Raw genomic sequence first — 18,511 nt, 5'->3', positions numbered from 1 at the left:
GTAACAAGCCAAGTGCTTCTGCTTGAATCAGAGACGACAACGCCGCAGTGGGATGACCACTGCGGCGTTGATGACGCAATACGTGAAGAACTGCTCTGTTACAGATCTAGCTCTGCACGTAGCAGCTTGAACAGCTTCTTGGAGCTGTTGGGTTCCTTGCCTGCATCACGCTCGGCACGTGCATTACGAATCAGCTGGCGCAGTGCCTGACGGTCTACATGAGGATAATCCTCAACGAATATCACGAAAGCCTCGTCATCGTCGAGCAGGCGATCACGCCAGCGATCAAGGCGCTGGAAGGATGCATCACGACGCACGTTTTGCTGCTCCATGGCCTGGAAGACGGCACGCACTGCATCGAGATCTTCCTTGCGCATCAGCTTGCCGACGTACTGCATGTGACGACGCAGTCCTTCGTGACTACGAATACGGTGAGATTCGTCGATGGCGGCCAGCATGTCATCAGAGAGCGGGAACTTGTCGCGCTGACCGGCCGGCAGTTCGATGATCTGCTTGCCCAGTGCCTGCAGCTCGATCATTTCACGCTTCAACTGGGATTTGCTGGGACGCTCGGCGAGCTCCACAGGTCTTTCTTTACGCATGCCAATTCCAACGAGTCGGGGAAATTTGCGGCAGTATAGCACTGCCAGCGCTCCGTCTCCTCAGAAGGAGAACATCATGAGCCAGGCCTTTGATGCCGTTGCTCAGCAACAACTGCTCGAGCGTCGTGTCAGTGAAGCTCTTGAGCTGGCCCGCACGCTGGGTGCCGACGCCTGTGAGGTCGGCGCTAGCGTCGATCAAGGCGTGAGTATTTCGGTGCGTGATGGCGAGGTAGAAACCGTTGAACTGTCACGCGATCAAGGTATCGGCGTGACGGTTTATCTCGGTAATCGCAAGGGCAGTGCCACTTCCTCGGATGCCGGCAGTGAGTCGATCAGTGCTGCTGTCGAGAAAGCGATCTCCATTGCGCATTACACCGGCGAGGATAGCTTTGCCGGACTGGCCCCTGCTGAGCTGATGGCCACTGAATTCCCGGATCTGGATGCACATCATCCTTGGGCGATCAGCGTCGATGAAGCGACGGATCTGGCCTTGGCCTGTGAGAGTGCGGGGTTGGCGATAGAAGGGATTGCTCAGTCTGAAGGTGCGAGCTTCTCCAGCGGTGAAGGCGTGCAAGTGTATGGCAACAGCCACGGCTTCCTCGCCAGCCAGTGCGGCAGTCGTCACTCGATGTCCTGCATGCTGATTGCCAAGGATGACCAGGGCATGCAGCGCGACTATGACTACACCAGCGTGCGTAATCCGGTCGATCTGCGTTCACCAGAAGAGGTGGGTCGTGAAGCGGCGCGGCGTACACTTGCGCGTATGAACGCTCGCAAGGTTGCGACGGGTCGTATGCCGGTATTGTTTGATCCGCAAATGTCCGCTGGGCTCGTGGGCCACTATCTGTCGGCAATTGCCGGCGGTGCCTTGTACCGTGAATCGAGCTTCCTGTGCGATAGCCTGGAGCAGCCACTTTTCCCGGAATGGCTCACTATCTGTGAGAAGCCACGTGAAGTGGGCGGCATGTCCAGCGCAGCCTTCGACAACGATGGCGTGGCGACACGTGACAATGTCTACTTTGCCGATGGCAAGGTGAAAAGCTACATGCTCAGTGCCTATAGTGCTCGTCGCTTGGGTATGGAGACCACTGGTAACGCTGGTGGTGCGCGCAATGTCCGTCTCGAGGCACCATTGACCTCGCTGGAATCCATGCTAGCCCAAATGGGCACTGGCGTACTGGTCACTGAATTGATGGGGCAGGGCGTGAATGGTGTGACGGGTGACTACTCGCGCGGCGCGTCTGGTTTCTGGATCGAAAATGGCCAGATCCAGCATGCTGTGGAAGAGTTCACCATCGCGGGTAATCTGCGCGACATGGCAGCGAACCTGCTCGCGATCGGTGATGATGTTGACACTCGCGGTAGTATTCATTGCGGTAGCTGGCTGATTGGAAACATGACGGTGGCGGGCATGTCGGAAGCCGGTGATGAGGAAGGCGAGCTTGAAGGTGAGTAAAGCTTAAGGCACGAAGCAGCGTCTGAGCTGTAAGTCACGTGCGATTGAGTCGATAAAAAAAGGCCGCCCCGATGAGGGGCGGCCTTTTTGTCTTTCTGTCTGGCAGCGGGGGGCTGATACACGATGCTGGTGTCGCAGGTAAAACTCGTTATAGATAGAGCCAGGTCGCGAGGCCGAGAAACGCCATGAAGCCGATCACATCGGTCACGGTCGTCAGGATGACGCTACCGGAAAGCGCCGGATCAATACTAAGCTTCTTGAGCAAAACCGGCAGCAGGGTCCCCGTCACGGCAGCGATGACCAGGTTGATCATGATGGCCGCGCCGATAATGGCCCCTAGTTGAATATCGCCAAACCAGGCAATGGCAATGCCGGCAACCACTACAGCCCATAGCATGCCGTTGAGCACAGCGACGATGATCTCGCGTTTGAGCAACCAGCGGACATTGCCGCTTTTGACGTGACCTAGTGCGATACCACGGATCAATACTGTCAGTGCCTGAGAGCCCGCGATGCCCCCCATGCTGGCGACGATCGGCATCAGTACGGCGAGCGCCGTGATCTTCTGGATAGTGCCTTCGAACATACCGATGACGGCTGACGCCATGAAGGCCGTCAGTAGATTGATGCCTAGCCAGATGGCGCGGCGCCAAGAGGTACGTAGTACGGGTGAAAAGGTATCTTCGTCCTCATCCATCCCCGCCATCGACATTACTTGATGCTCGGCATCGCCGCGGATGACGTCGACTACGTCATCGATGGTAATACGCCCGAGTAGATTGCCGTCGCCGCCTACCACGGGCGCCGAGATCAAATCGTGTTTCTCGAACAGCGAAGCGACTTCAGTTTCTGGCATCAGAGCAGCAATCACTACGCTATCGGTATCCATTACCTCGCGCACCGTAACGCTGGGGTCAGACACCAGCAAACGATTGATGGGCAGGGTACCGATGAATTCATCACGTCGTGAAACGACCAGCAGTGTATCGGTAGAGTCCGGTAGGCGTTCGTGACGGCGAATATAGCGCAGTACTACATCGAGGGTGATGTCCGGGCGGATAGTGATGGTATCCGTGTTCATCAGGCCGCCGGCAGTATCCTCGGGGAAGGACAATACCGTCTCGACGCGTTGGCGTTCTTGCGCTTCCATCGAGTCGAGGACTTCGAGAATCACTGCATTCGGCAGTCGCTGGAGGATGTCAGCTACGTCATCCGGCTCCAGGTTCTCGGTCGCCGCGAGAACATCTACGGCGTCCATATCGCGCAGGAAGTCGGTCTGGATATCCTCGCCAAGGTACTGGAGGACATCACCCTGTAATTCGGCGTCGACCAGCTCCCATAGCAGGTTACGTTCCTTGGGCGGCGACGACTCGAGCAGGTGAGCGACGTCGACGGGTGCCAGGCCACGATTGAGCATGCGCCTTGCCTGATCCAGCTCGCCGTTTTCCAGCGCCTGTGACAAGCGGTCGAGTTTTGGCTTGATTTTACGTGACGTCTTGCTCATCCGTCGGCTTCCCCTGTCGACATTAAGGACAGCGTTGATTCTACCATTGGCGCAGGGGGTCTAGTCGATAAAAGAAAACAGTGTTTCTTATCAAAAGGACAATAGTCGCTCACGAAGAAGAGGTTTAGCCCTTGGTCAATGACGTGATCAGGTATAGATGAGTAGAAAGGCGATACGGAAATGCGGGGGGAGAGGACAGGCGGAAGAGATAGTCAGAAACAGGGAGGGGGGCGCAGGAGGAGTGAAAGAGGCGAAAGAGGTGCCGCGGCAGTATCATCGTGACAAGGCCGGCGCTTATTCGTCCTCCTCGAAGCGAGCTTCGAATAGCGCTGTGATGGCAATCATGGCCTCGTCAGCATGTTCGCCCTCAACGTCGATTATCAGCGATGTGCCGCAGGGGGCCGCCAACATCAATAACGCCATGACATTGGTGGCATTGGCGCGGCGCTCTCCGTGGCTGACCATGACTGTCGCTGCAAAAGGAGCGCAGCAGTTGACCAACTTGGTTGCGGCTCGAGCGTGCAGGCCGCGTTTGTTGGTCAGTGTCAGCTCGCGACTACGCATCGCCATCCCCATCCCCTTGCGCATCTGCTCCATTGAGCGCGGTATGAATACCGAGTTCACGGTGGCGCAAGCGGACTTCCGGCAGTAATGCTGCAAAATGAGCAGCAAGCTTTTCACATAGATAGACACTGCGATGCTGTCCGCCAGTACAACCGACCGAGACCGTCAGGTAGCTACGATTGCTGGCCTGATATGCCGGTAGCCAGCGTTCTAGCCAGCCGGCGATATCATCGTGCATCGCCTGTACGTCGGGATAGTGTTCGAGGAATTCCACAACGCTTGCGTCGCGGCCGGTATCGGCGCGCAGATTGATATCCCAGTAGGGGTTGGGCAGGCAGCGCGCATCGAACACCATGTCAGCATCAGTAGGGACGCCGTGCTTGAAGCCAAAAGACTCAAACGTGAGAGTCAGGTGGCGAGAACTATGTTGCGCGACTTGCTCGGTAATGCGTGAGCGCAAGTCATGCACGCTCAAACTGGTTGAATCGATGATGAGGTCAGACTTCTCGCGGATAGGCGCTAGCGTCTGCTGCTCAATCTCGATGGCTTCTGCCAGGGTGCGGTCGTTATCGCGTGTCAGCGGGTGACGACGGCGTGTGGCGGAGTAGCGCTCCAGTAACACGCGGGAATCGGTCGTGATATAGACGACCTGTACGTCCATGCCACTCTGACGTACATCGTCGAGCAGCTCAGGGAAACGCGTCAGGGCATCAGGAAGATTGCGTGCATCGATGGATACCGCGATGCGACGACGTGTAGGACTGTCTTTCTCTAGCTGTTCGACAAGCGGTGCCAGCAGCATGCCGGGAAGATTATCGATGGCATAGTAGCCAATGTCTTCCAAGGCCTGAAGGGCGATCGATTTACCGGAGCCAGAGCGGCCACTGATGATCACGATCTTCATGAATGCTCTCCAAAGGCGAGGTCAGCGTAGAGTGAGTGCAAATGGCGCCTGAGAGGGCAGCCCGAACAGTGGCTGTCAGTACAAAAGCCCGGACGATGTCCGGGCTCGATGATCAACGCGCCGGAAGTTCGGCGATGGCTGATGTCAGTACATCGTAGAGTGCACGCTGGCTATCGGCTTGACGTAATGCTGACCGATTGGTGGGCGAGTTCAATAGCTCAGCCACCTGCCCGAGCAAGGTGAGATGTGTGTCATCTGCCTCCTCAGGGACCAACAGCACAAACAGCAGGTCGATGGGCTCTCCATCAATGGCATCAAAGTCGATGGGGTCACCGAGCTTCAGAAAGGCCGCGATGGGCGTCTTGCAATGCGGGCTGCGTGCATGTGGCACGGCCACACCATGGCCGATACCGGTCGACCCTAGTCGTTCACGACCAATCAGGCGTGAGAAGACTTCCTGACTATCCAGGCTGGGAATGTTCTGGGCAATGAAGGTGCTGAAAAATTCCAGCACCCGCTTCTTGCTCCCCCCGGGGACACCGTAAAGCGTGCGCTCGGGGGGAAGGATCTGATCAAGTGTCATGGCAGAAGGTCAACGGGTCCCGGTGCCCTGAGAGCGAGCCTGGGACTTTTCCTTGTGTTTGACCAGCTGGCGATCCAGCTTGTCGGCGAGCGCGTCGATGGCAGCGTACATGTTGAGGTCTTCTGCCAGGGCGTGGAGATCTGCGCCGGCAGCATGCAATGTGCAGGCTGCCTGCTGGCGCTCCTTCTCGATCGACAAAGTCACCTGAACATTGGTGATGTTGTCGTAATGCCGTTCGAGGCGAGCGAGCTTCTCGTTGATATAATCGCGGAGAGGGTCGGTAAGTTCCACATGATGCCCGGTAATATTCACTTGCATGGACACGCTCCTTTATCCAGCGGGTTACCTTTCAATTGTAACCCTTTTTGACTGCGAGCAAACCCTGATAAGACGCTCTGCTACATGGTTTCCGTGCCTGCCGCTGCCAGTAACAAACTTGGCTCGTGTCAGGTGCGTCGAGCGCCTACCCCGACAATGCCCAAGCTTTGAGCAAAGATCAACGCTGCGCTGCATCGTGGCGCAAGGCTTGTCTTCAACTCACTGGGGGAGAACGGAACGTTCCATGACAGAGGAGTGTGACGGTTTGCGCTGGAAGAGTGACAAGAAGGCGACTGTTAGTCGCTAATGTCAGCATGTACGTCGATGTTAGTGGGCGTCTTGGATTGGTCAAAAGTACGGGATGAGCACGAAGGAGGCGGGGTTTTGCGTAAGAAAAGCCGCACGAATGATCGGTAATACTATCGAAAGTGATTTTAAAAACATGCAATTGGGAGTGAGAGGTACATGCTGGCGGTCATGCCTTGGGAGAAAATCGCCGGCTTTCCATGCAAGCCGGCTGATCATGATGTGGATATTTACGATTTTTAAGGCCATGACAAAGGTAGTGGCCTCTGGCTAGCTAGATGATCAGGCCAGTCGCTTGCGTTCGCTAGAGGAAGGAATACTCATGGCTTCGCGATATTTTGCGACGGTGCGGCGTGCGACTTCAATGCCATCGCTGGCGAGTAGGTCGACCAGACGTGAATCCGACAGCGGTTTGCGCGCCGGCTCGTCCGCAATCAGTTTTCGGATACGTGCGCGAATGGCGGTACTGGAATGTGCATCGCCATTGCCGCTCCCTCCCACTTGGCTCGAGAAGAAGAATTTGAGTTCGAAGACGCCGCGAGGGGTATGAATGTACTTCTGAGTCGTGACGCGCGAGATAGTGGATTCGTGCATCTCGACCACTTCAGCGATATTGGCGAGGATCAGAGGCTTCATGCCTTCCTCACCTTGCTCAAGAAAGTCGATCTGCCGCGCCATGATTTCACGCCCTACCTTGAGCAGTGTGTCATTACGTGACGAGAGACTTTTCATCAGCCAGCGCGCTTCCTGAAGATTATCCTTGAGGAAGGTGTTGTCCACAGACTTGTCTGCCCGCTTGATGAGCGCTGCATATTCCGGCTGGATACGTAGCTTCGGCAGCGCTTCGGGATTGAGCTCAACCTGCCAGCCGTGACGAGTATGGCGTACCAGCAGGTCAGGTATCACATAGTCACTGGCGGGCTCCCCCCAAGCGGAGGCTGGGCGTGGGTCCAGTGCTCGTATCAGTCGAATGACGTGGTCCAGCTCAGCATCATCCAGTCCCAGGCGGCGCTTGAGTAGCTTGCGATCATCGTTTCCCAGCGCTTCAAGAAACTGACGTACCAATCGCCGAGCCTGCGCGAGTAGCGGCAGGTCATCGGGCAGCAATGCCAGTTGTAGCAGCAGGCATTCGCGTAGATCGCGGGCGAAGACGCCAGTGGGATCGAACTGCTGCAAGCGTAGCAGTACCTGCTCTAGTTCCGAGGCTTTGAGGCCAGCCAGCCCTTGCCCCCGCAAGCCATCGACTAGCTCGTCCAGGGTCAGGCTCAGGTAGCCTGCACCGTCCACGGCATCAATCAGGCTTTCCGCCATTTGCCGTTCACGGTCGTCGAGGTCGGTCATCGCTAATTGCCAGCGCAGATGATCTTGCAGGCTTTCTACACTGGTGTTGCGCTCGAAATCCTGGCCGTCATCACTGCCGCTACTACTTCCTGAGCTTGTCAGGCTGCCAGCGTGATCCTGATAGAGGTCCGACCAGTCACTATCGAGAGGATACTCTTCCGGGATCTCGCTGTTTGTTTCGGCAGTGGAAATCTCGCTCGCATCCTGTGCTTCAACGACTTCCAGCGCCTCATAGTCCTCGTCGAGTTCCAGCATGGGGTTGGACTCGAGCGCCTGTTGAATTTCCTGACGCAGGTCGAGCGTCGACAACTGAAGCAGCTGAATAGCCTGCTGCAGTTGTGGCGTCATAGTCAGCGAAGTGCCAAGGCGGAGTTGCAAGGTGGGTTTCATGGGGCTGTCGATTCACGGCAAAGGAACGTGCTTCTACGCTATACCGTGGATCGGGGCACTGACAAGGGGCGAAAGAGATTATTCAAGCAACTTGTATGCCATGTTTCAACGAAGGTGGTATGGACGTCATGCTCAAGGCTGATACCAGTGAGGTAACAACATCCTTGAGCATGTAATGTCATTCTGCGAGGGACGGCGATACGAGGTGCCTTGCTCTCATGCTACCGATTAAAGCTTGAACTCATGCCCCAGATACACATCGCGTACCTGCTGATTGGCTAGAATGGTATCGGCATCACCGTGCGCGATGATCTGACCGTCACCGACGATATAGGCGGTATCACAGATATCGAGTGTTTCTCGAACGTTGTGATCGGTGATCAGTACGCCAATGCCGCGATCACGCAGTTGTCGCACGATGCTCTTGATCTCGCCTACCGAGATGGGATCAACACCGGCAAAGGGTTCATCCAGCAGTATGAAATCCGGCTCTGTCGCTAATGCGCGTGCAATTTCGACACGCCGACGCTCACCGCCAGAGAGGCTCATGCCGGTGCTGGCGCGGATATGCGTGATGCTGAACTCATTCAGCAGCTCTTCAAGGCGCGCTTTGCGCCCGTTGCGATCAAGGTCCTTGCGTGTCTCCAGAATCGCCATGATGTTGTCGGCCACTGACAGCTTGCGGAAGATTGAGGCTTCCTGTGGCAGATAGCCGATGCCAGCGCGTGCCCGCAAGTGCATGGCAGAGTCGGAGAGATCATTGTCATCGATGGTGACGCTGCCGGCATCAGCGCGTACCAAGCCGACAATCATGTAGAACGAGGTGGTCTTGCCAGCACCATTGGGTCCTAGCAGGCCGACGATGTCGCCTTGACGAATTTCCAGCGAGATATCCTTGACCACCTTGCGCCCCTTGTAGGCTTTGGCCAGGTGGCGTGCGCTGAGCGTGCGGAGGGGAGCGGCAGTCATGACTCAGTTTTCCTTGCTGGTGTTGGCGCCACGCGGTGTCAACGTCATGTGTACGCGTGAACTGCCGTCGCTCTTCTGTGAGGCGTCGCTGCTGTTGTTGGCATTGACTTGGCGTTTGTCGAGGAAGTACTCCACGTAGCCACCTTCGAAGGTGTCATCACCCTTTTCGAGACGAGCGTTACCGACCAGTTCTACTCTACGTTCCAGTGCATGGTAGAGAATGGTGTCTGCCCAGCCTTTGACCAGCTTGTCGTCTGGAGTGGGTTTCTGTTCCAGATAGGCACGCTTGCCTGTTGCCTTGACCAATGAGATCTCGCCGCTGTTGGCGCGGCTAATGTCAACGCGGCTGGCATCCAGCTTCATGCTGCCCTGGCGCATTTCGACACGGCCGGTATAGGTTGCAGTGCCGGCTTTATCATCCAGTGACAGGGAGTCGGCAGCGATGTTGATCGGCTGATTGGCATCATTGTCGAGCGCTAATGCTGCTGGCGCAGTGATAGCCATGCCGAGTGTCAGGCACAAGGCCATGACACTGCTGTTAATAGTCTGTCGCCAGGCCGTCAAGGGCTTGAGAGTCGTTGAAGTCATGGGGTGCTCCTTGGCAGAACCGGGTATGTCTTCTCGATCAGGCATGCCGTCGGGAAGCAGTGAATAAGGGAGTCTATTGGACTGGCAGCACGTGGGATGTGCTCAGCCGCGCTGACTGTACGCTAAGTACCATGATGATTACTGACTGGCTTCAGGTGCGGCTTCGAAAGTGCTGTTGACGCGTCCTTCGCTATCGTTTGAGGTAGCATCGCTGCCCTCATCGATACGTTCAGCTTCCTTGCTGGCCGCACTCTTGCCCTTGCCGGGTTGAAGCGTGCCGCGTACACGACCGTCCAGCACGGCGGAGTCCTTGGAAAGATCCGCGCTGAAGCTGTTGCTTTCGATATGCTGACCATTCTGGGTAATGACGACGGGTACGTCGCTCCAGGCACGGTTCTGTTCGCGGCTGTAGTTCAGTACGTCAGTATCCAGTGTCCAGGCATCGGAAGGCTGACGCAGCTGTGCGTTGCCCTCTAGCGTGAAGGTGTCGCCACCGGCACTGAGAACGCCGCGCTTGCCAGTGGCATACCAGCGGCGGTCCTCGCTATCGTTGGTGCTAATCTTTGGAGCTTGCGCGATGGTGACATCATCCTCGGGCGTATGCTCAATGTGCGGGGAAGTCATGTCTTGAAACGGCACGCCCCGCGCATCGAAGCGAGTCATGTCAGCCCCGTCAAGATAGTAGTCCGGCTCACCGCTGTTGACCTGTGTACCTATGGCAGATTCAAGGCTATTGCGCTGCTCTATCAGGCGAGTACGCCACCGACCAGCAGCAATAGCAGCATCAACCATAGACGCGGAGAAGGACGGGGCAAACGTAACATCAGGCGTTCGACCTCTGTAGATAGGTATCGAGCACTGACGCCCAGTGGCCCTGTGCCTTGAGCAGTAGGTCACAGATTTCGCGTACGGCACCCTCACCGCCCGAGTGAGAGGTCACCCAGTTGGCTTCGCTCAACACATAAGGCATGGCATTGGGCACGCTGATACCGAGACCGACGCGACGGATAGCTTCGCGGTCCGGCAGGTCGTCACCACAGTAGGCAACCTGGTCGAGCTCAATATCGTGTTCACGGCACAGTTGGCTGAGCGCGACCAGCTTGTCTTCACGGCCCTGAATGACGTCCTGAATCCCCAGTTCCTTGGCGCGTCGTTCCACCATCGGAGAGGTACGGCCAGTGATCAAGGCGACACGAATGCCACTGCGCAGAATCAGCTTGAGGCCATGGCCATCCTGCACATGGAAGCTCTTGGTTTCCACGCCATTGGCGTCATAGTGCAGGCGATTGTCGGTCAGCACGCCATCCACATCCAATGCCAGCAGGCGCACGTGACGTGCCCGATCAATGATGTCCTGTGGGTAGTCTTCCGTCAGGGAAATACTCTCACTCATGATGTTTCTCCTCGCACTCCGTGCGTGCTTGACGCTGTCCTGTGAACGGCTGGTGATGTGGCTCAAACAAGTGACTGTCCGTAGTGGCGTCAAACGCCGCGCTAGCTTGCTGAATGCACTGCTGTCGTAGAAGACAGCACTCGCGTCCAGTGGTTCAGATCACACCGCTGGCCAGCAGGCCGTGCATGTGGATGGCTCCGATAGGATGCTCATCCTCATCACAGACTACCAGAACGCTGATACGGTTTTCTTCCATGATGCGCACTGCTTCGGCGGCTAGCATGCTGGAGCGGATAGTCTTGCCACCGCGGGTCATCACGTCATCGACCTTTAGCGCGCGCAGATCACCATGTTGATCCAGTGTACGCCGCAGGTCGCCATCGGTGTAGACGCCGACAAGATGCTCGTCTGCATCGATCACGCAGGTGAAGCCCATGCCTTGACGGGTGATCTCGAGTAATGCGTCACGCAGCGGGCTGCCCAGATTCACGCGTGGCAGATCATTGCCCTTGTGCATTACATCCTGCACGCGTAGCAGTAGGCGGCGACCGAGGGTGCCGCCAGGGTGCGAGAGGGCAAATTCTTCTGCCGTGAAGCCGCGGGCTTCGAGCAATGCCACGGCGAGCGCATCACCCATTACCAGTGCGGCGGTGGTTGAGGCCGTTGGCGCCAGATTCAGAGGGCAGGCCTCTTGCGCGACACTGGTATCCAAGTGTGCATCCGCATCACGTGCCAACGTCGAACCGGGCTTGCCTGTCATCGAGACCAGCGGCGTGCCCATGCGCTTGAGCAAGGGCAGCAGGGCGGTGACTTCGGCTGTCTCACCGGAATTGGAGAGCGCCAGCACCACATCGGCCGAGGTGATCATGCCGAGATCGCCATGGCTGGCTTCGCCTGGATGCACAAAGAAGGCGGGAGTCCCGGTGCTGGCCAGCGTCGCAGCGATCTTGCTGGCGACATGGCCTGATTTGCCCATGCCGGTGACGATGACACGGCCCTGTGTGGCCAGCATCAACTGGCAGGCACGATCGAAATCAGCATCGAGATGCTGCTCGAGGGCGATGATGGCAGCACCCTCAATCGCGAAGGTACGTCGTGCGCTGGCGCGAAAATCGGCATCGGCAGCGTTGGGCGAATCGGTCGCGCTGGCGGCATCATTTAGCGCAGTGTGCTGGGTGCTGGAAGACGTGGTCATGATCAGATTGTTGCCTGTTGTGTGGCCAGGACTCAAGCCGTGTGAGAAGGAGTGTCATTGCTCGCACGGCGGTGACAAGAATGGTGCTAGTCAGTGGGTCAGGCTGATGGCTAGCCAGGCGCTGTAGGCCAGATAGCAGCCGAGTAGAATAACGCCGGGCCCGCGCCCGATCTTGCCGCGACGCTGCCAGATGAGTAGAGCGGCCAGCAGCAGGGTCAGCCCCAGCATCACCGGATAGTCACGGCTGATGGCGCTGCCATCGACGGGCCCCGGCGCTATCAGCCCCGGCATCGGCAGTACTGCCAGGATGTTGAAGAGATTGGAACCGATGATATTGCCGATAGCGATGTCGTGGTGACGTTTGAGTGCGCTGGCGACACTGGCGGCTAGTTCCGGCAGGCTGGTGCCGATGGCGATCACGGTCAAGCCAATGATCAATTCTGGCACACCGAACGCCTCAGCGATGTCAGTGGCACCCCATACCAGTGCTCGGGAACTGGCGATCAGGACTGCCAAGCCAATGAGTAGCCAGAAGACGGCGCGCCCGGCCGTCATGTCAGGGATATCGCCACCGGCTTCTTCTTCGCTTGGAGCATCGACCTTGAACAGCCACACGATCGTAAAGACCAGCAGTGCCAGTAGCAGGATGCCATCGAGGCGACTCAGGGCGCTATTGGAAAGGGCGTAACCCGCCAATGCCGTGGCTGCCAGCAATAGCGGTAGCTCTCGACGTACCAATCCAAAATGGACAGGGATTGGTGCGACAAGTGCTGTCACGCCCAGCACCATGCCGATATTGGCGATGTTGGAGCCTAGTGCGTTACCCGTCGCGATATCCGGAGTGCCATCGAGTGATGCCATGATGGAAACGACGATTTCCGGTGCTGACGTGCCGACGGATACGATGGTCATCCCGATCAAAAGCTTGCTCATTCCGGCACGCCGGGCAGTAGCGGCAGCGCCTTCGACAAACCGATCGGCGCTCCAGACAAGGCCAATCAGGCCAAGGATGATTGCAAGGATGGGATATAGCATCAGGACTCTCGAGGCAGGAGGAGGGGCAGTGGCGTATTGCTGGGAACCGCGTCATTAAACGCATCCCCTAAAAGCTTTGCAAGGTAACGGGGTGTATCACTGACGAGTGAGACTGGCGGCAGAGGGGTGGGTTCGGATACGATGTTCGCTAACTAACTTGATCCTTGGATCTCATGATTCGGACATTCGGCGTGATTACGAGCTGCAGATGGTTGGCTCTGCGTGTCGATATTCCCTCACAGCGGATGCTTTTATGACTGAATTGCCCGGTCAGACCGCAACACCGACCGATGCGAACGGCCAGGATGCGGGCGACCAGGATGCATCGTCATCCTCCTTGGGCACGGAAAGTGGCATTGATCTTGATGATGCGCTGATTCGTGTTGAAGGCCTGCGTTTTACTCGGGGCGAGCGCGAAATTTTCTCCGGTATTGAACTCAAGGTCCCACGCGGCAAGATCACCGCCATCATGGGGCCGTCGGGGACCGGCAAGACGACGTTGCTCAAGTTGATCGGCGGGCAATTAACGCCCTCCGCGGGTCGCGTCGAGATTGCAGGACAGCACGTGCATGGCTTGTCGCGTCGCGAGTTGTTCCGCATGCGTCGCCGCATGGGTATGTTGTTTCAGAGCGGCGCACTATTTTCTGATCTCAGCGTGTTTGAGAATGTGGCCTTTCCGTTGCGCGTACACACCGATCTTCCTGATGCGATGATTCGTGACATCGTGCTGATCAAACTCGAGTCTGTTGGCTTGCGTGGTGCACGCGAACTGATGCCGGCTGAGCTTTCTGGTGGCATGACGCGTCGTGTCGCACTGGCGCGCGCCATCGCGCTCGATCCTGATTTGATCATGTATGACGAACCGTTTGCCGGACAGGACCCTATTTCGATGGGCGTGTTGGTCAATCTGATTCGTCGTCTCAACGATGCGTTGGATATGACAGCGTTAGTCGTTTCCCACGATATCAAGGAAACGCTGACCATCGCCGATTACGTCTATGTCATTGCCGACGGCAAAGTGATGGCGCAGGGCACGCCCGCAGAGCTCAATGCCGATGCAGACCCTCGCGTGGCCCAGTTCATCCACGGCAAACCCGATGGGCCAGTACCGTTCCATTATCCCGCGCCGGACTTTGAAGGTGACATTCTCGATGGGCGTGAATCGTCAGCGGAGTCATCAGGCAGGAGGCAGTCATCATGAGCGCGCTGAATCGTGGGCTGCTAGGCTCGATTACTTCACTCGGTCGTAGCAGTATTGAAGTGATTGCCGCTGTCGGTCGTGCGGGTATTTTGCTGGTACAGGCCGGTATAGGTATTCCTTCTCGCGAAGGCATCGGGCTGTGGGTGCGTCAGATGCATTTTGTCGGTGTGTTATCACTGGCGATCGTGCTGGTCTCGGGACTGTTCATCGGTATGGTGCTTGCCCTGCAGGGATACACCATCCTGGTAGGCTTTGGTGCTGAAGAGGCGCTGGGCCAGATGGTGTCGCTGTCGCTATTGCGAGAGCTGGCTCCCGTCGTGGCAGCGCTGCTGTTCGCAGGGCGTGCCGGATCAGCACTGACAGCCGAGATTGGCTTGATGAAGGCGACTGAGCAGTTGACCAGCATGGAGATGATTGGTGTTGACCCTCTGAAACGCATCGTGGCACCGCGCTTGTGGGCTGGATTCGTTTCTCTGCCGCTGCTGACCATAGGCTTCAGCGTGGTGGGTATCTGGGGGGGCAAGCTGGTCGGTGTCGACTGGCTGGGCATCTATGAAGGTGCCTACTGGAGCAGCATGCAGTCGAATGTCGATTTTATCGGCGATGTCATGAATGGTGTCGTCAAATCACTGGTCTTCGGGCTGGTGGTGAGCTGGATTGCAGTTTTCCAAGGCTATGATCTTATCCCGACCTCGGAAGGCATCTCGCGCGCAACCACACGTACTGTGGTTTATTCATCGCTGGCGGTACTGGGGCTCGACTTTGTCCTCACGGCCGTCATGTTTGGAGATATTGGATGAAACGTACCCGCATGGTCGAGTTTGGCGTGGGCCTGTTCGTGCTCGCCGGTTTTCTTGGCATGGTGTTTCTGGGCCTGCGCGTCAGTGGTGTCACTTTTCAGCAAGCGGATGACACCTTCGTGCTCAATGCCAACTTTTCAGGGATCGGAAGCCTCAAGGCGCGGTCAAAAGTCACCATGGCAGGCGTTGCCGTCGGTAGTGTCGAAAGCATCGAGCTGGACCCGAAGTGGTTTGATGCCCGTGTGACGATGAAGCTGGACAGCGGCCTCAAGGACAAGCTGAGCAAGGACACTACGGCCGCCATCCTGACTTCCGGCCTTCTGGGGGAGCAGTATATCGGCCTGAGTACTGGCGGAGACCCGGAGATGCTTGAAGATGGCGATACCATCCGAGATACCCAGTCAGCGTTGGTGCTGGAAGAATTGATTCAGCAGTTCGTCTCTAATTTCTCGAAGAGCTAATTCGGGCATTTCCTGAAGCGCTGACGCAAGCCTGACTCGCCGTTCGCGCGATGCATACTTTCAAGGAGCAAACCTGATGACCCATTTTCTCAAGCAGCTTATTCGTCCGCTGAGTGTACTGAGCTTGTCGGCCCTGATGACAATGAGCCCGCTGGCGGCGGCCGCCTCGCAGGAACCTGATGTCCTGCTGCGTGATACCGTCGAAGGCCTGACCACCAAGATCGACAGTCGCGAGAGCTACTACAAGGACAACATCAACGAGCTGGAAGGCTGGTGGATACCGCGCTCAAGCCGGTCGTGGATTATCGCTATATCGCGGCAAGCGTGATGGGCAAGTATTTCAAAGCAGCTTCGCCAAAGCAGCGTACCGAGTTCTCCAAGGTCTTTCACGACACCTTGATCGGCACCTACGCCAAGGGTTTGGTGAGCTTCGACTACGCCAAGCTTGAAGTGAAGGACAGCGAAGGTGATCGTCGCTACGAAGATCAGGATACTGTCTACATGGACGTGATCGATACCAAGGGCAAGGTCTATCCGGTCGCCTACTCCATGCGCCTGCGTAATGACGAATGGAAGGTGGTCAATGTAATCGTCAATGGCGTCAATCTTGGCCTGACTTTCCGTAATCAGTTCGATCAAGCCATGCGTGACAACGGTCGCGATATTGATGCCGTGATCAATGGCTGGCAGCCAGATGTTGACCTCGACAAGACGGCCGCGGAGGACAAGGGCAACAGCAATAGCTGAGCCCTTTTAGTGGCGATATGACCATGAAAACACTCTTTGATAGCGACGGTATAAGACTAGAGGCAGATGAGGTCCAGCTGGCGTTAAGTGGCCAGCCGGACTTTGACAATGCCGCTGAGCTCGCTGAAGCCGGTAAGAAATGGCTGGGGCGCCGTAGTGATGGTGTGTCCATTGATCTGTGTGGAGTGGAAAGCGCGAGCACTGCCACCTTGAGCGTACTGCTTGAATGGCAGCGTCATCTTGCTGACTACTCCGGGCATATCACTCACTTGCGTCTGTCGCCCGCGTTGAGTCGTTTAGCAGCTGTTTCCGGGCTTGAAAGCTTTTTGCCAGGCCTGGAGAGTAGTGGGGTGGCTGTTGAGGCACCGGCCTCTATCGACACTGCCTGAAGCGTTAAATGAGGCCCGATAGATTGCTTTGGCAGCTGCTTTGGCAAGTGCCTTCGTTAAAGCTCTCCTGACAACTCGTAAGTTGTTACTACGCTGCGCGGGAACGTGAAGGGCCGGATGCTTCCTGCCAATCGCGTTCCCGCGCGCTTTTGATTACCATGTGCGGTCTTATTGTATTGGTCATATTCACTGACCCCGCCATGCACAGCGAAGGAGTTACCGCCCGTTATGCAACCGAATGATGTCAAGGCCCTGCTCGAGGCTCGAATCGAGAACGTCGATTTTCATATCCAGGGCGAAGGCTGCAATTTCCAGGTCGTCGCCGTGGGTGAGATCTTTGCTGACCTCAGTCGCGTCAAGGCGCAGCAGCTGGTGTTCTCCGCAATCAATGACGAAATTCGCTCTGGTGCGCTGCATGCCATCAGCATTCGTACCTATACCCCGGCGCAGTATGATGCTGCTGCCGGCAATGCTCAGGGCTGACCGGAACATTTCATGGATAAGCTGATCATCACCGGCAACGGGCCGGTCAATGGAGAAGTCTGGGCCAGCGGTGCCAAGAATTCGGCACTGCCCATTCTGGCGGCAACCCTGCTTTCGGAAGGTCCCGTGACCATCAGCAACCTGCCGCATTTGCAGGACATCACCACTAGCCTGGAGCTGCTCGGGCGCATGGGTGTCGAGCCGGTGATGGGCGATAATATGACCGTGCAGCTTGATGGCTCCAAGGTCGAGCACTGTCACGCACCGTACGACCTGGTCAAGAAGATGCGTGCTTCGATTCTGGTGCTGGGCCCACTGCTGGCGCACTTCGGCAGTGCTGAGGTCTCACTGCCGGGTGGTTGTGCCATTGGCTCGCGTCCGGTCGATCTACACATCCGTGGCCTTGAAGCCATGGGTGCCGAGATCACGGTGGAGAACGGTTATATCCGCGCCAAGGCTCCGACAGGGCGCCTCAAGGGTGCACGTATCGTCTTTGATGTCGTGACCGTGACCGGGACGGAAAACCTGCTGATGGCTGCGACGCTGGCGGAAGGGCGTACCGTGCTTGAAAATGCGGCGCGTGAACCGGAAGTTGTCGATCTGGCGCAATGTTTGATCGCCATGGGTGCAAAGATCAGTGGTCACGGCAGCGATACCATCATCATCGAGGGTGTCGAGAAGCTGCATGGCTGTGAATATTCCGTCATGCCTGATCGCATCGAGACGGGTACCTTCCTGGTCGCGGCCGCCGCCTCGCGCGGCAAGGTACGTGTCACTCGTACACGTGCTGATACGCTTGACGCTGTGCTGGCCAAGCTGGAAGAAGCCGGTGCCACCATCACGACTGGTGATGACTGGATTGAACTGGACATGCACGGCAAGCGTCCGAAGGCGGTCAACATCCGCACCGCACCGTATCCGGCATTTCCCACCGATATGCAGGCACAGTTCGTGGCGATGAATGCGGTTGCGGAAGGCACCAGTACCGTGATCGAGACCATCTTTGAAAATCGCTTCATGCACGTGCAGGAACTCAACCGCATGGGCGCGCACATCGCGCTTGAAGGAAATACTGCAGTGGTGACCGGAACTGAGCGTTTGTCCGGTGCACCAGTGATGGCGACGGATCTGCGTGCTTCGGCGTCGCTTGTCATTGCCGCTATCGTCGCGGATGGCGAGACAATGGTTGACCGCATCTATCACATTGATCGCGGTTACGAATGCATTGAAGAGAAGCTCTCGGGGCTTGGCGTACTCATTCGCCGTACCACGGGCTGAGCCG

General features: G+C 57.0%; 22 protein-coding genes. 9 read left to right on the top strand and 13 right to left on the bottom strand.

The genetic code is table 11. The annotated features are described in order from the left end of the window. Positions 1–98 precede the first annotated feature (98 nt). A complete protein-coding gene (gene yjgA, locus BF12_RS0105130; protein WP_024951345.1) occupies positions 99–602 on the bottom strand; it encodes a ribosome biogenesis factor YjgA in 504 nt (167 codons plus the stop codon). A gap of 76 nt (positions 603–678) precedes the next feature. Between yjgA and pmbA the strand changes: the two genes are divergently transcribed. After that, entirely contained in the window at positions 679–2,058 is a 1,380-nt protein-coding gene (gene pmbA, locus BF12_RS0105125; RefSeq protein ID WP_024951344.1) for a metalloprotease PmbA, read from the top strand. 148 nt (positions 2,059–2,206) lie between these two features. On the opposite strand, the gene mgtE is transcribed toward pmbA, so the two are convergent. The 12 genes from mgtE to BF12_RS0105055 form a co-directional block, all read right to left on the bottom strand. Next, a complete protein-coding gene (gene mgtE, locus BF12_RS0105120) occupies positions 2,207–3,562 on the bottom strand; it encodes a magnesium transporter (protein ID WP_024951343.1) in 1,356 nt (451 codons plus the stop codon). A 294-nt stretch (positions 3,563–3,856) separates the two neighbouring features. Further along, positions 3,857–4,126 (bottom strand): HPr family phosphocarrier protein, encoded by a 270-nt coding sequence (locus tag BF12_RS0105115; protein WP_024951342.1) that lies wholly within the window; start codon positions 4,124–4,126, stop codon positions 3,857–3,859. Then, positions 4,119–5,030 (bottom strand): RNase adapter RapZ, encoded by a 912-nt coding sequence (gene rapZ, locus BF12_RS0105110; protein WP_024951341.1) that lies wholly within the window; start codon positions 5,028–5,030, stop codon positions 4,119–4,121. The genes BF12_RS0105115 and rapZ overlap by 8 nt, the downstream gene beginning before the upstream one ends. Positions 5,031–5,142: 112 nt before the next feature. Then, positions 5,143–5,613, bottom strand: coding sequence for a PTS IIA-like nitrogen regulatory protein PtsN (gene ptsN / locus BF12_RS0105105; RefSeq protein WP_024951340.1), 471 nt, complete (start codon positions 5,611–5,613; stop codon positions 5,143–5,145). A gap of 9 nt (positions 5,614–5,622) precedes the next feature. Further along, a complete protein-coding gene (gene hpf / locus BF12_RS0105100; RefSeq protein WP_024951339.1) occupies positions 5,623–5,931 on the bottom strand; it encodes a ribosome hibernation-promoting factor, HPF/YfiA family in 309 nt (102 codons plus the stop codon). A 588-nt stretch (positions 5,932–6,519) separates the two neighbouring features. Beyond that, positions 6,520–7,968: an RNA polymerase factor sigma-54 gene (locus tag BF12_RS0105090; RefSeq protein WP_024951338.1), complete on the bottom strand. Its 1,449-nt coding sequence runs from the start codon at positions 7,966–7,968 to the stop codon at positions 6,520–6,522. A 228-nt stretch (positions 7,969–8,196) separates the two neighbouring features. Further along, entirely contained in the window at positions 8,197–8,937 is a 741-nt protein-coding gene (lptB, locus tag BF12_RS0105085) for an LPS export ABC transporter ATP-binding protein (RefSeq protein WP_024951337.1), read from the bottom strand. Between the two features lie 3 nt (positions 8,938–8,940). Continuing rightward, positions 8,941–9,525, bottom strand: coding sequence for a lipopolysaccharide transport periplasmic protein LptA (gene lptA, locus BF12_RS0105080; protein WP_024951336.1), 585 nt, complete (start codon positions 9,523–9,525; stop codon positions 8,941–8,943). 138 nt (positions 9,526–9,663) lie between these two features. Continuing rightward, positions 9,664–10,317, bottom strand: a complete 654-nt coding sequence (gene lptC, locus BF12_RS18765; RefSeq protein WP_051510747.1) for an LPS export ABC transporter periplasmic protein LptC — start codon at positions 10,315–10,317, stop codon at positions 9,664–9,666. A gap of 31 nt (positions 10,318–10,348) precedes the next feature. After that, the gene (locus BF12_RS0105070; protein WP_051510745.1) at positions 10,349–10,918 is read right to left on the bottom strand and encodes a KdsC family phosphatase; all 570 of its coding nucleotides are present in this window, start codon (positions 10,916–10,918) and stop codon (positions 10,349–10,351) included. Positions 10,919–11,072: 154 nt separating this feature from the next. Beyond that, complete coding sequence (locus tag BF12_RS0105060) at positions 11,073–12,113, bottom strand: KpsF/GutQ family sugar-phosphate isomerase (RefSeq protein WP_024951334.1); 1,041 nt, start codon at positions 12,111–12,113, stop codon at positions 11,073–11,075. Between the two features lie 90 nt (positions 12,114–12,203). Continuing rightward, entirely contained in the window at positions 12,204–13,148 is a 945-nt protein-coding gene (locus BF12_RS0105055) for a calcium/sodium antiporter (RefSeq protein WP_024951333.1), read from the bottom strand. Positions 13,149–13,401: 253 nt separating this feature from the next. On the opposite strand from BF12_RS0105055, the gene BF12_RS0105050 reads away from it, so the two are divergent. The 8 genes from BF12_RS0105050 to murA all read left to right on the top strand — a co-directional run bounded on the left by BF12_RS0105050 (position 13,402) and on the right by murA (position 18,507). Continuing rightward, positions 13,402–14,349 (top strand): ABC transporter ATP-binding protein, encoded by a 948-nt coding sequence (locus tag BF12_RS0105050; RefSeq protein WP_024951332.1) that lies wholly within the window; start codon positions 13,402–13,404, stop codon positions 14,347–14,349. Further along, complete coding sequence (mlaE, locus tag BF12_RS0105045; RefSeq protein WP_035159122.1) at positions 14,346–15,149, top strand: lipid asymmetry maintenance ABC transporter permease subunit MlaE; 804 nt, start codon at positions 14,346–14,348, stop codon at positions 15,147–15,149. Before BF12_RS0105050 ends, mlaE begins: the two co-directional genes overlap by 4 nt. Beyond that, on the top strand, positions 15,146–15,610 hold the full coding sequence (gene mlaD, locus BF12_RS0105040) for an outer membrane lipid asymmetry maintenance protein MlaD (protein WP_024951330.1): 465 nt from the start codon (positions 15,146–15,148) through the stop codon (positions 15,608–15,610). The genes mlaE and mlaD overlap by 4 nt, the downstream gene beginning before the upstream one ends. 76 nt (positions 15,611–15,686) lie before the next feature. Next, positions 15,687–15,938 (top strand): hypothetical protein, encoded by a 252-nt coding sequence (locus tag BF12_RS22685; RefSeq protein ID WP_248623623.1) that lies wholly within the window; start codon positions 15,687–15,689, stop codon positions 15,936–15,938. Next, positions 15,884–16,357 (top strand): MlaC/ttg2D family ABC transporter substrate-binding protein, encoded by a 474-nt coding sequence (locus BF12_RS18760; RefSeq protein WP_248623622.1) that lies wholly within the window; start codon positions 15,884–15,886, stop codon positions 16,355–16,357. Before BF12_RS22685 ends, BF12_RS18760 begins: the two co-directional genes overlap by 55 nt. Before the next feature lie 23 nt (positions 16,358–16,380). Beyond that, complete coding sequence (locus BF12_RS0105030; RefSeq protein WP_024951329.1) at positions 16,381–16,746, top strand: STAS domain-containing protein; 366 nt, start codon at positions 16,381–16,383, stop codon at positions 16,744–16,746. 228 nt (positions 16,747–16,974) lie between these two features. Further along, positions 16,975–17,229, top strand: a complete 255-nt coding sequence (locus tag BF12_RS0105025; protein WP_024951328.1) for a BolA family protein — start codon at positions 16,975–16,977, stop codon at positions 17,227–17,229. 12 nt (positions 17,230–17,241) lie between these two features. Continuing rightward, on the top strand, positions 17,242–18,507 hold the full coding sequence (gene murA, locus BF12_RS0105020; protein WP_024951327.1) for a UDP-N-acetylglucosamine 1-carboxyvinyltransferase: 1,266 nt from the start codon (positions 17,242–17,244) through the stop codon (positions 18,505–18,507). Positions 18,508–18,511 lie beyond the last annotated feature (4 nt).

It is taken from the genome of Cobetia crustatorum, assembly GCF_000591415.1.
GTDB lineage: Bacteria > Pseudomonadota > Gammaproteobacteria > Pseudomonadales > Halomonadaceae > Cobetia > Cobetia crustatorum.
This window is presented reverse-complemented; position numbering and strand designations above follow the sequence as displayed.

Coding starts and splice junctions, on each gene's coding strand:
- yjgA (WP_024951345.1), bottom strand. CDS start 602: ATGCGTAAAGAAAGACCTGTGGAGCTCGCCGAGCGTCCCAGCAAATCC.
- pmbA (WP_024951344.1), top strand. CDS start 679: ATGAGCCAGGCCTTTGATGCCGTTGCTCAGCAACAACTGCTCGAGCGT.
- mgtE (WP_024951343.1), bottom strand. CDS start 3,562: ATGAGCAAGACGTCACGTAAAATCAAGCCAAAACTCGACCGCTTGTCA.
- BF12_RS0105115 (WP_024951342.1), bottom strand. CDS start 4,126: ATGCGTAGTCGCGAGCTGACACTGACCAACAAACGCGGCCTGCACGCT.
- rapZ (WP_024951341.1), bottom strand. CDS start 5,030: ATGAAGATCGTGATCATCAGTGGCCGCTCTGGCTCCGGTAAATCGATC.
- ptsN (WP_024951340.1), bottom strand. CDS start 5,613: ATGACACTTGATCAGATCCTTCCCCCCGAGCGCACGCTTTACGGTGTC.
- hpf (WP_024951339.1), bottom strand. CDS start 5,931: ATGCAAGTGAATATTACCGGGCATCATGTGGAACTTACCGACCCTCTC.
- BF12_RS0105090 (WP_024951338.1), bottom strand. CDS start 7,968: ATGAAACCCACCTTGCAACTCCGCCTTGGCACTTCGCTGACTATGACG.
- lptB (WP_024951337.1), bottom strand. CDS start 8,937: ATGACTGCCGCTCCCCTCCGCACGCTCAGCGCACGCCACCTGGCCAAA.
- lptA (WP_024951336.1), bottom strand. CDS start 9,525: ATGACTTCAACGACTCTCAAGCCCTTGACGGCCTGGCGACAGACTATT.
- lptC (WP_051510747.1), bottom strand. CDS start 10,317: ATGGTTGATGCTGCTATTGCTGCTGGTCGGTGGCGTACTCGCCTGATA.
- BF12_RS0105070 (WP_051510745.1), bottom strand. CDS start 10,918: ATGAGTGAGAGTATTTCCCTGACGGAAGACTACCCACAGGACATCATT.
- BF12_RS0105060 (WP_024951334.1), bottom strand. CDS start 12,113: ATGACCACGTCTTCCAGCACCCAGCACACTGCGCTAAATGATGCCGCC.
- BF12_RS0105055 (WP_024951333.1), bottom strand. CDS start 13,148: ATGCTATATCCCATCCTTGCAATCATCCTTGGCCTGATTGGCCTTGTC.
- BF12_RS0105050 (WP_024951332.1), top strand. CDS start 13,402: ATGACTGAATTGCCCGGTCAGACCGCAACACCGACCGATGCGAACGGC.
- mlaE (WP_035159122.1), top strand. CDS start 14,346: ATGAGCGCGCTGAATCGTGGGCTGCTAGGCTCGATTACTTCACTCGGT.
- mlaD (WP_024951330.1), top strand. CDS start 15,146: ATGAAACGTACCCGCATGGTCGAGTTTGGCGTGGGCCTGTTCGTGCTC.
- BF12_RS22685 (WP_248623623.1), top strand. CDS start 15,687: ATGACCCATTTTCTCAAGCAGCTTATTCGTCCGCTGAGTGTACTGAGC.
- BF12_RS0105030 (WP_024951329.1), top strand. CDS start 16,381: ATGAAAACACTCTTTGATAGCGACGGTATAAGACTAGAGGCAGATGAG.
- BF12_RS0105025 (WP_024951328.1), top strand. CDS start 16,975: ATGCAACCGAATGATGTCAAGGCCCTGCTCGAGGCTCGAATCGAGAAC.
- murA (WP_024951327.1), top strand. CDS start 17,242: ATGGATAAGCTGATCATCACCGGCAACGGGCCGGTCAATGGAGAAGTC.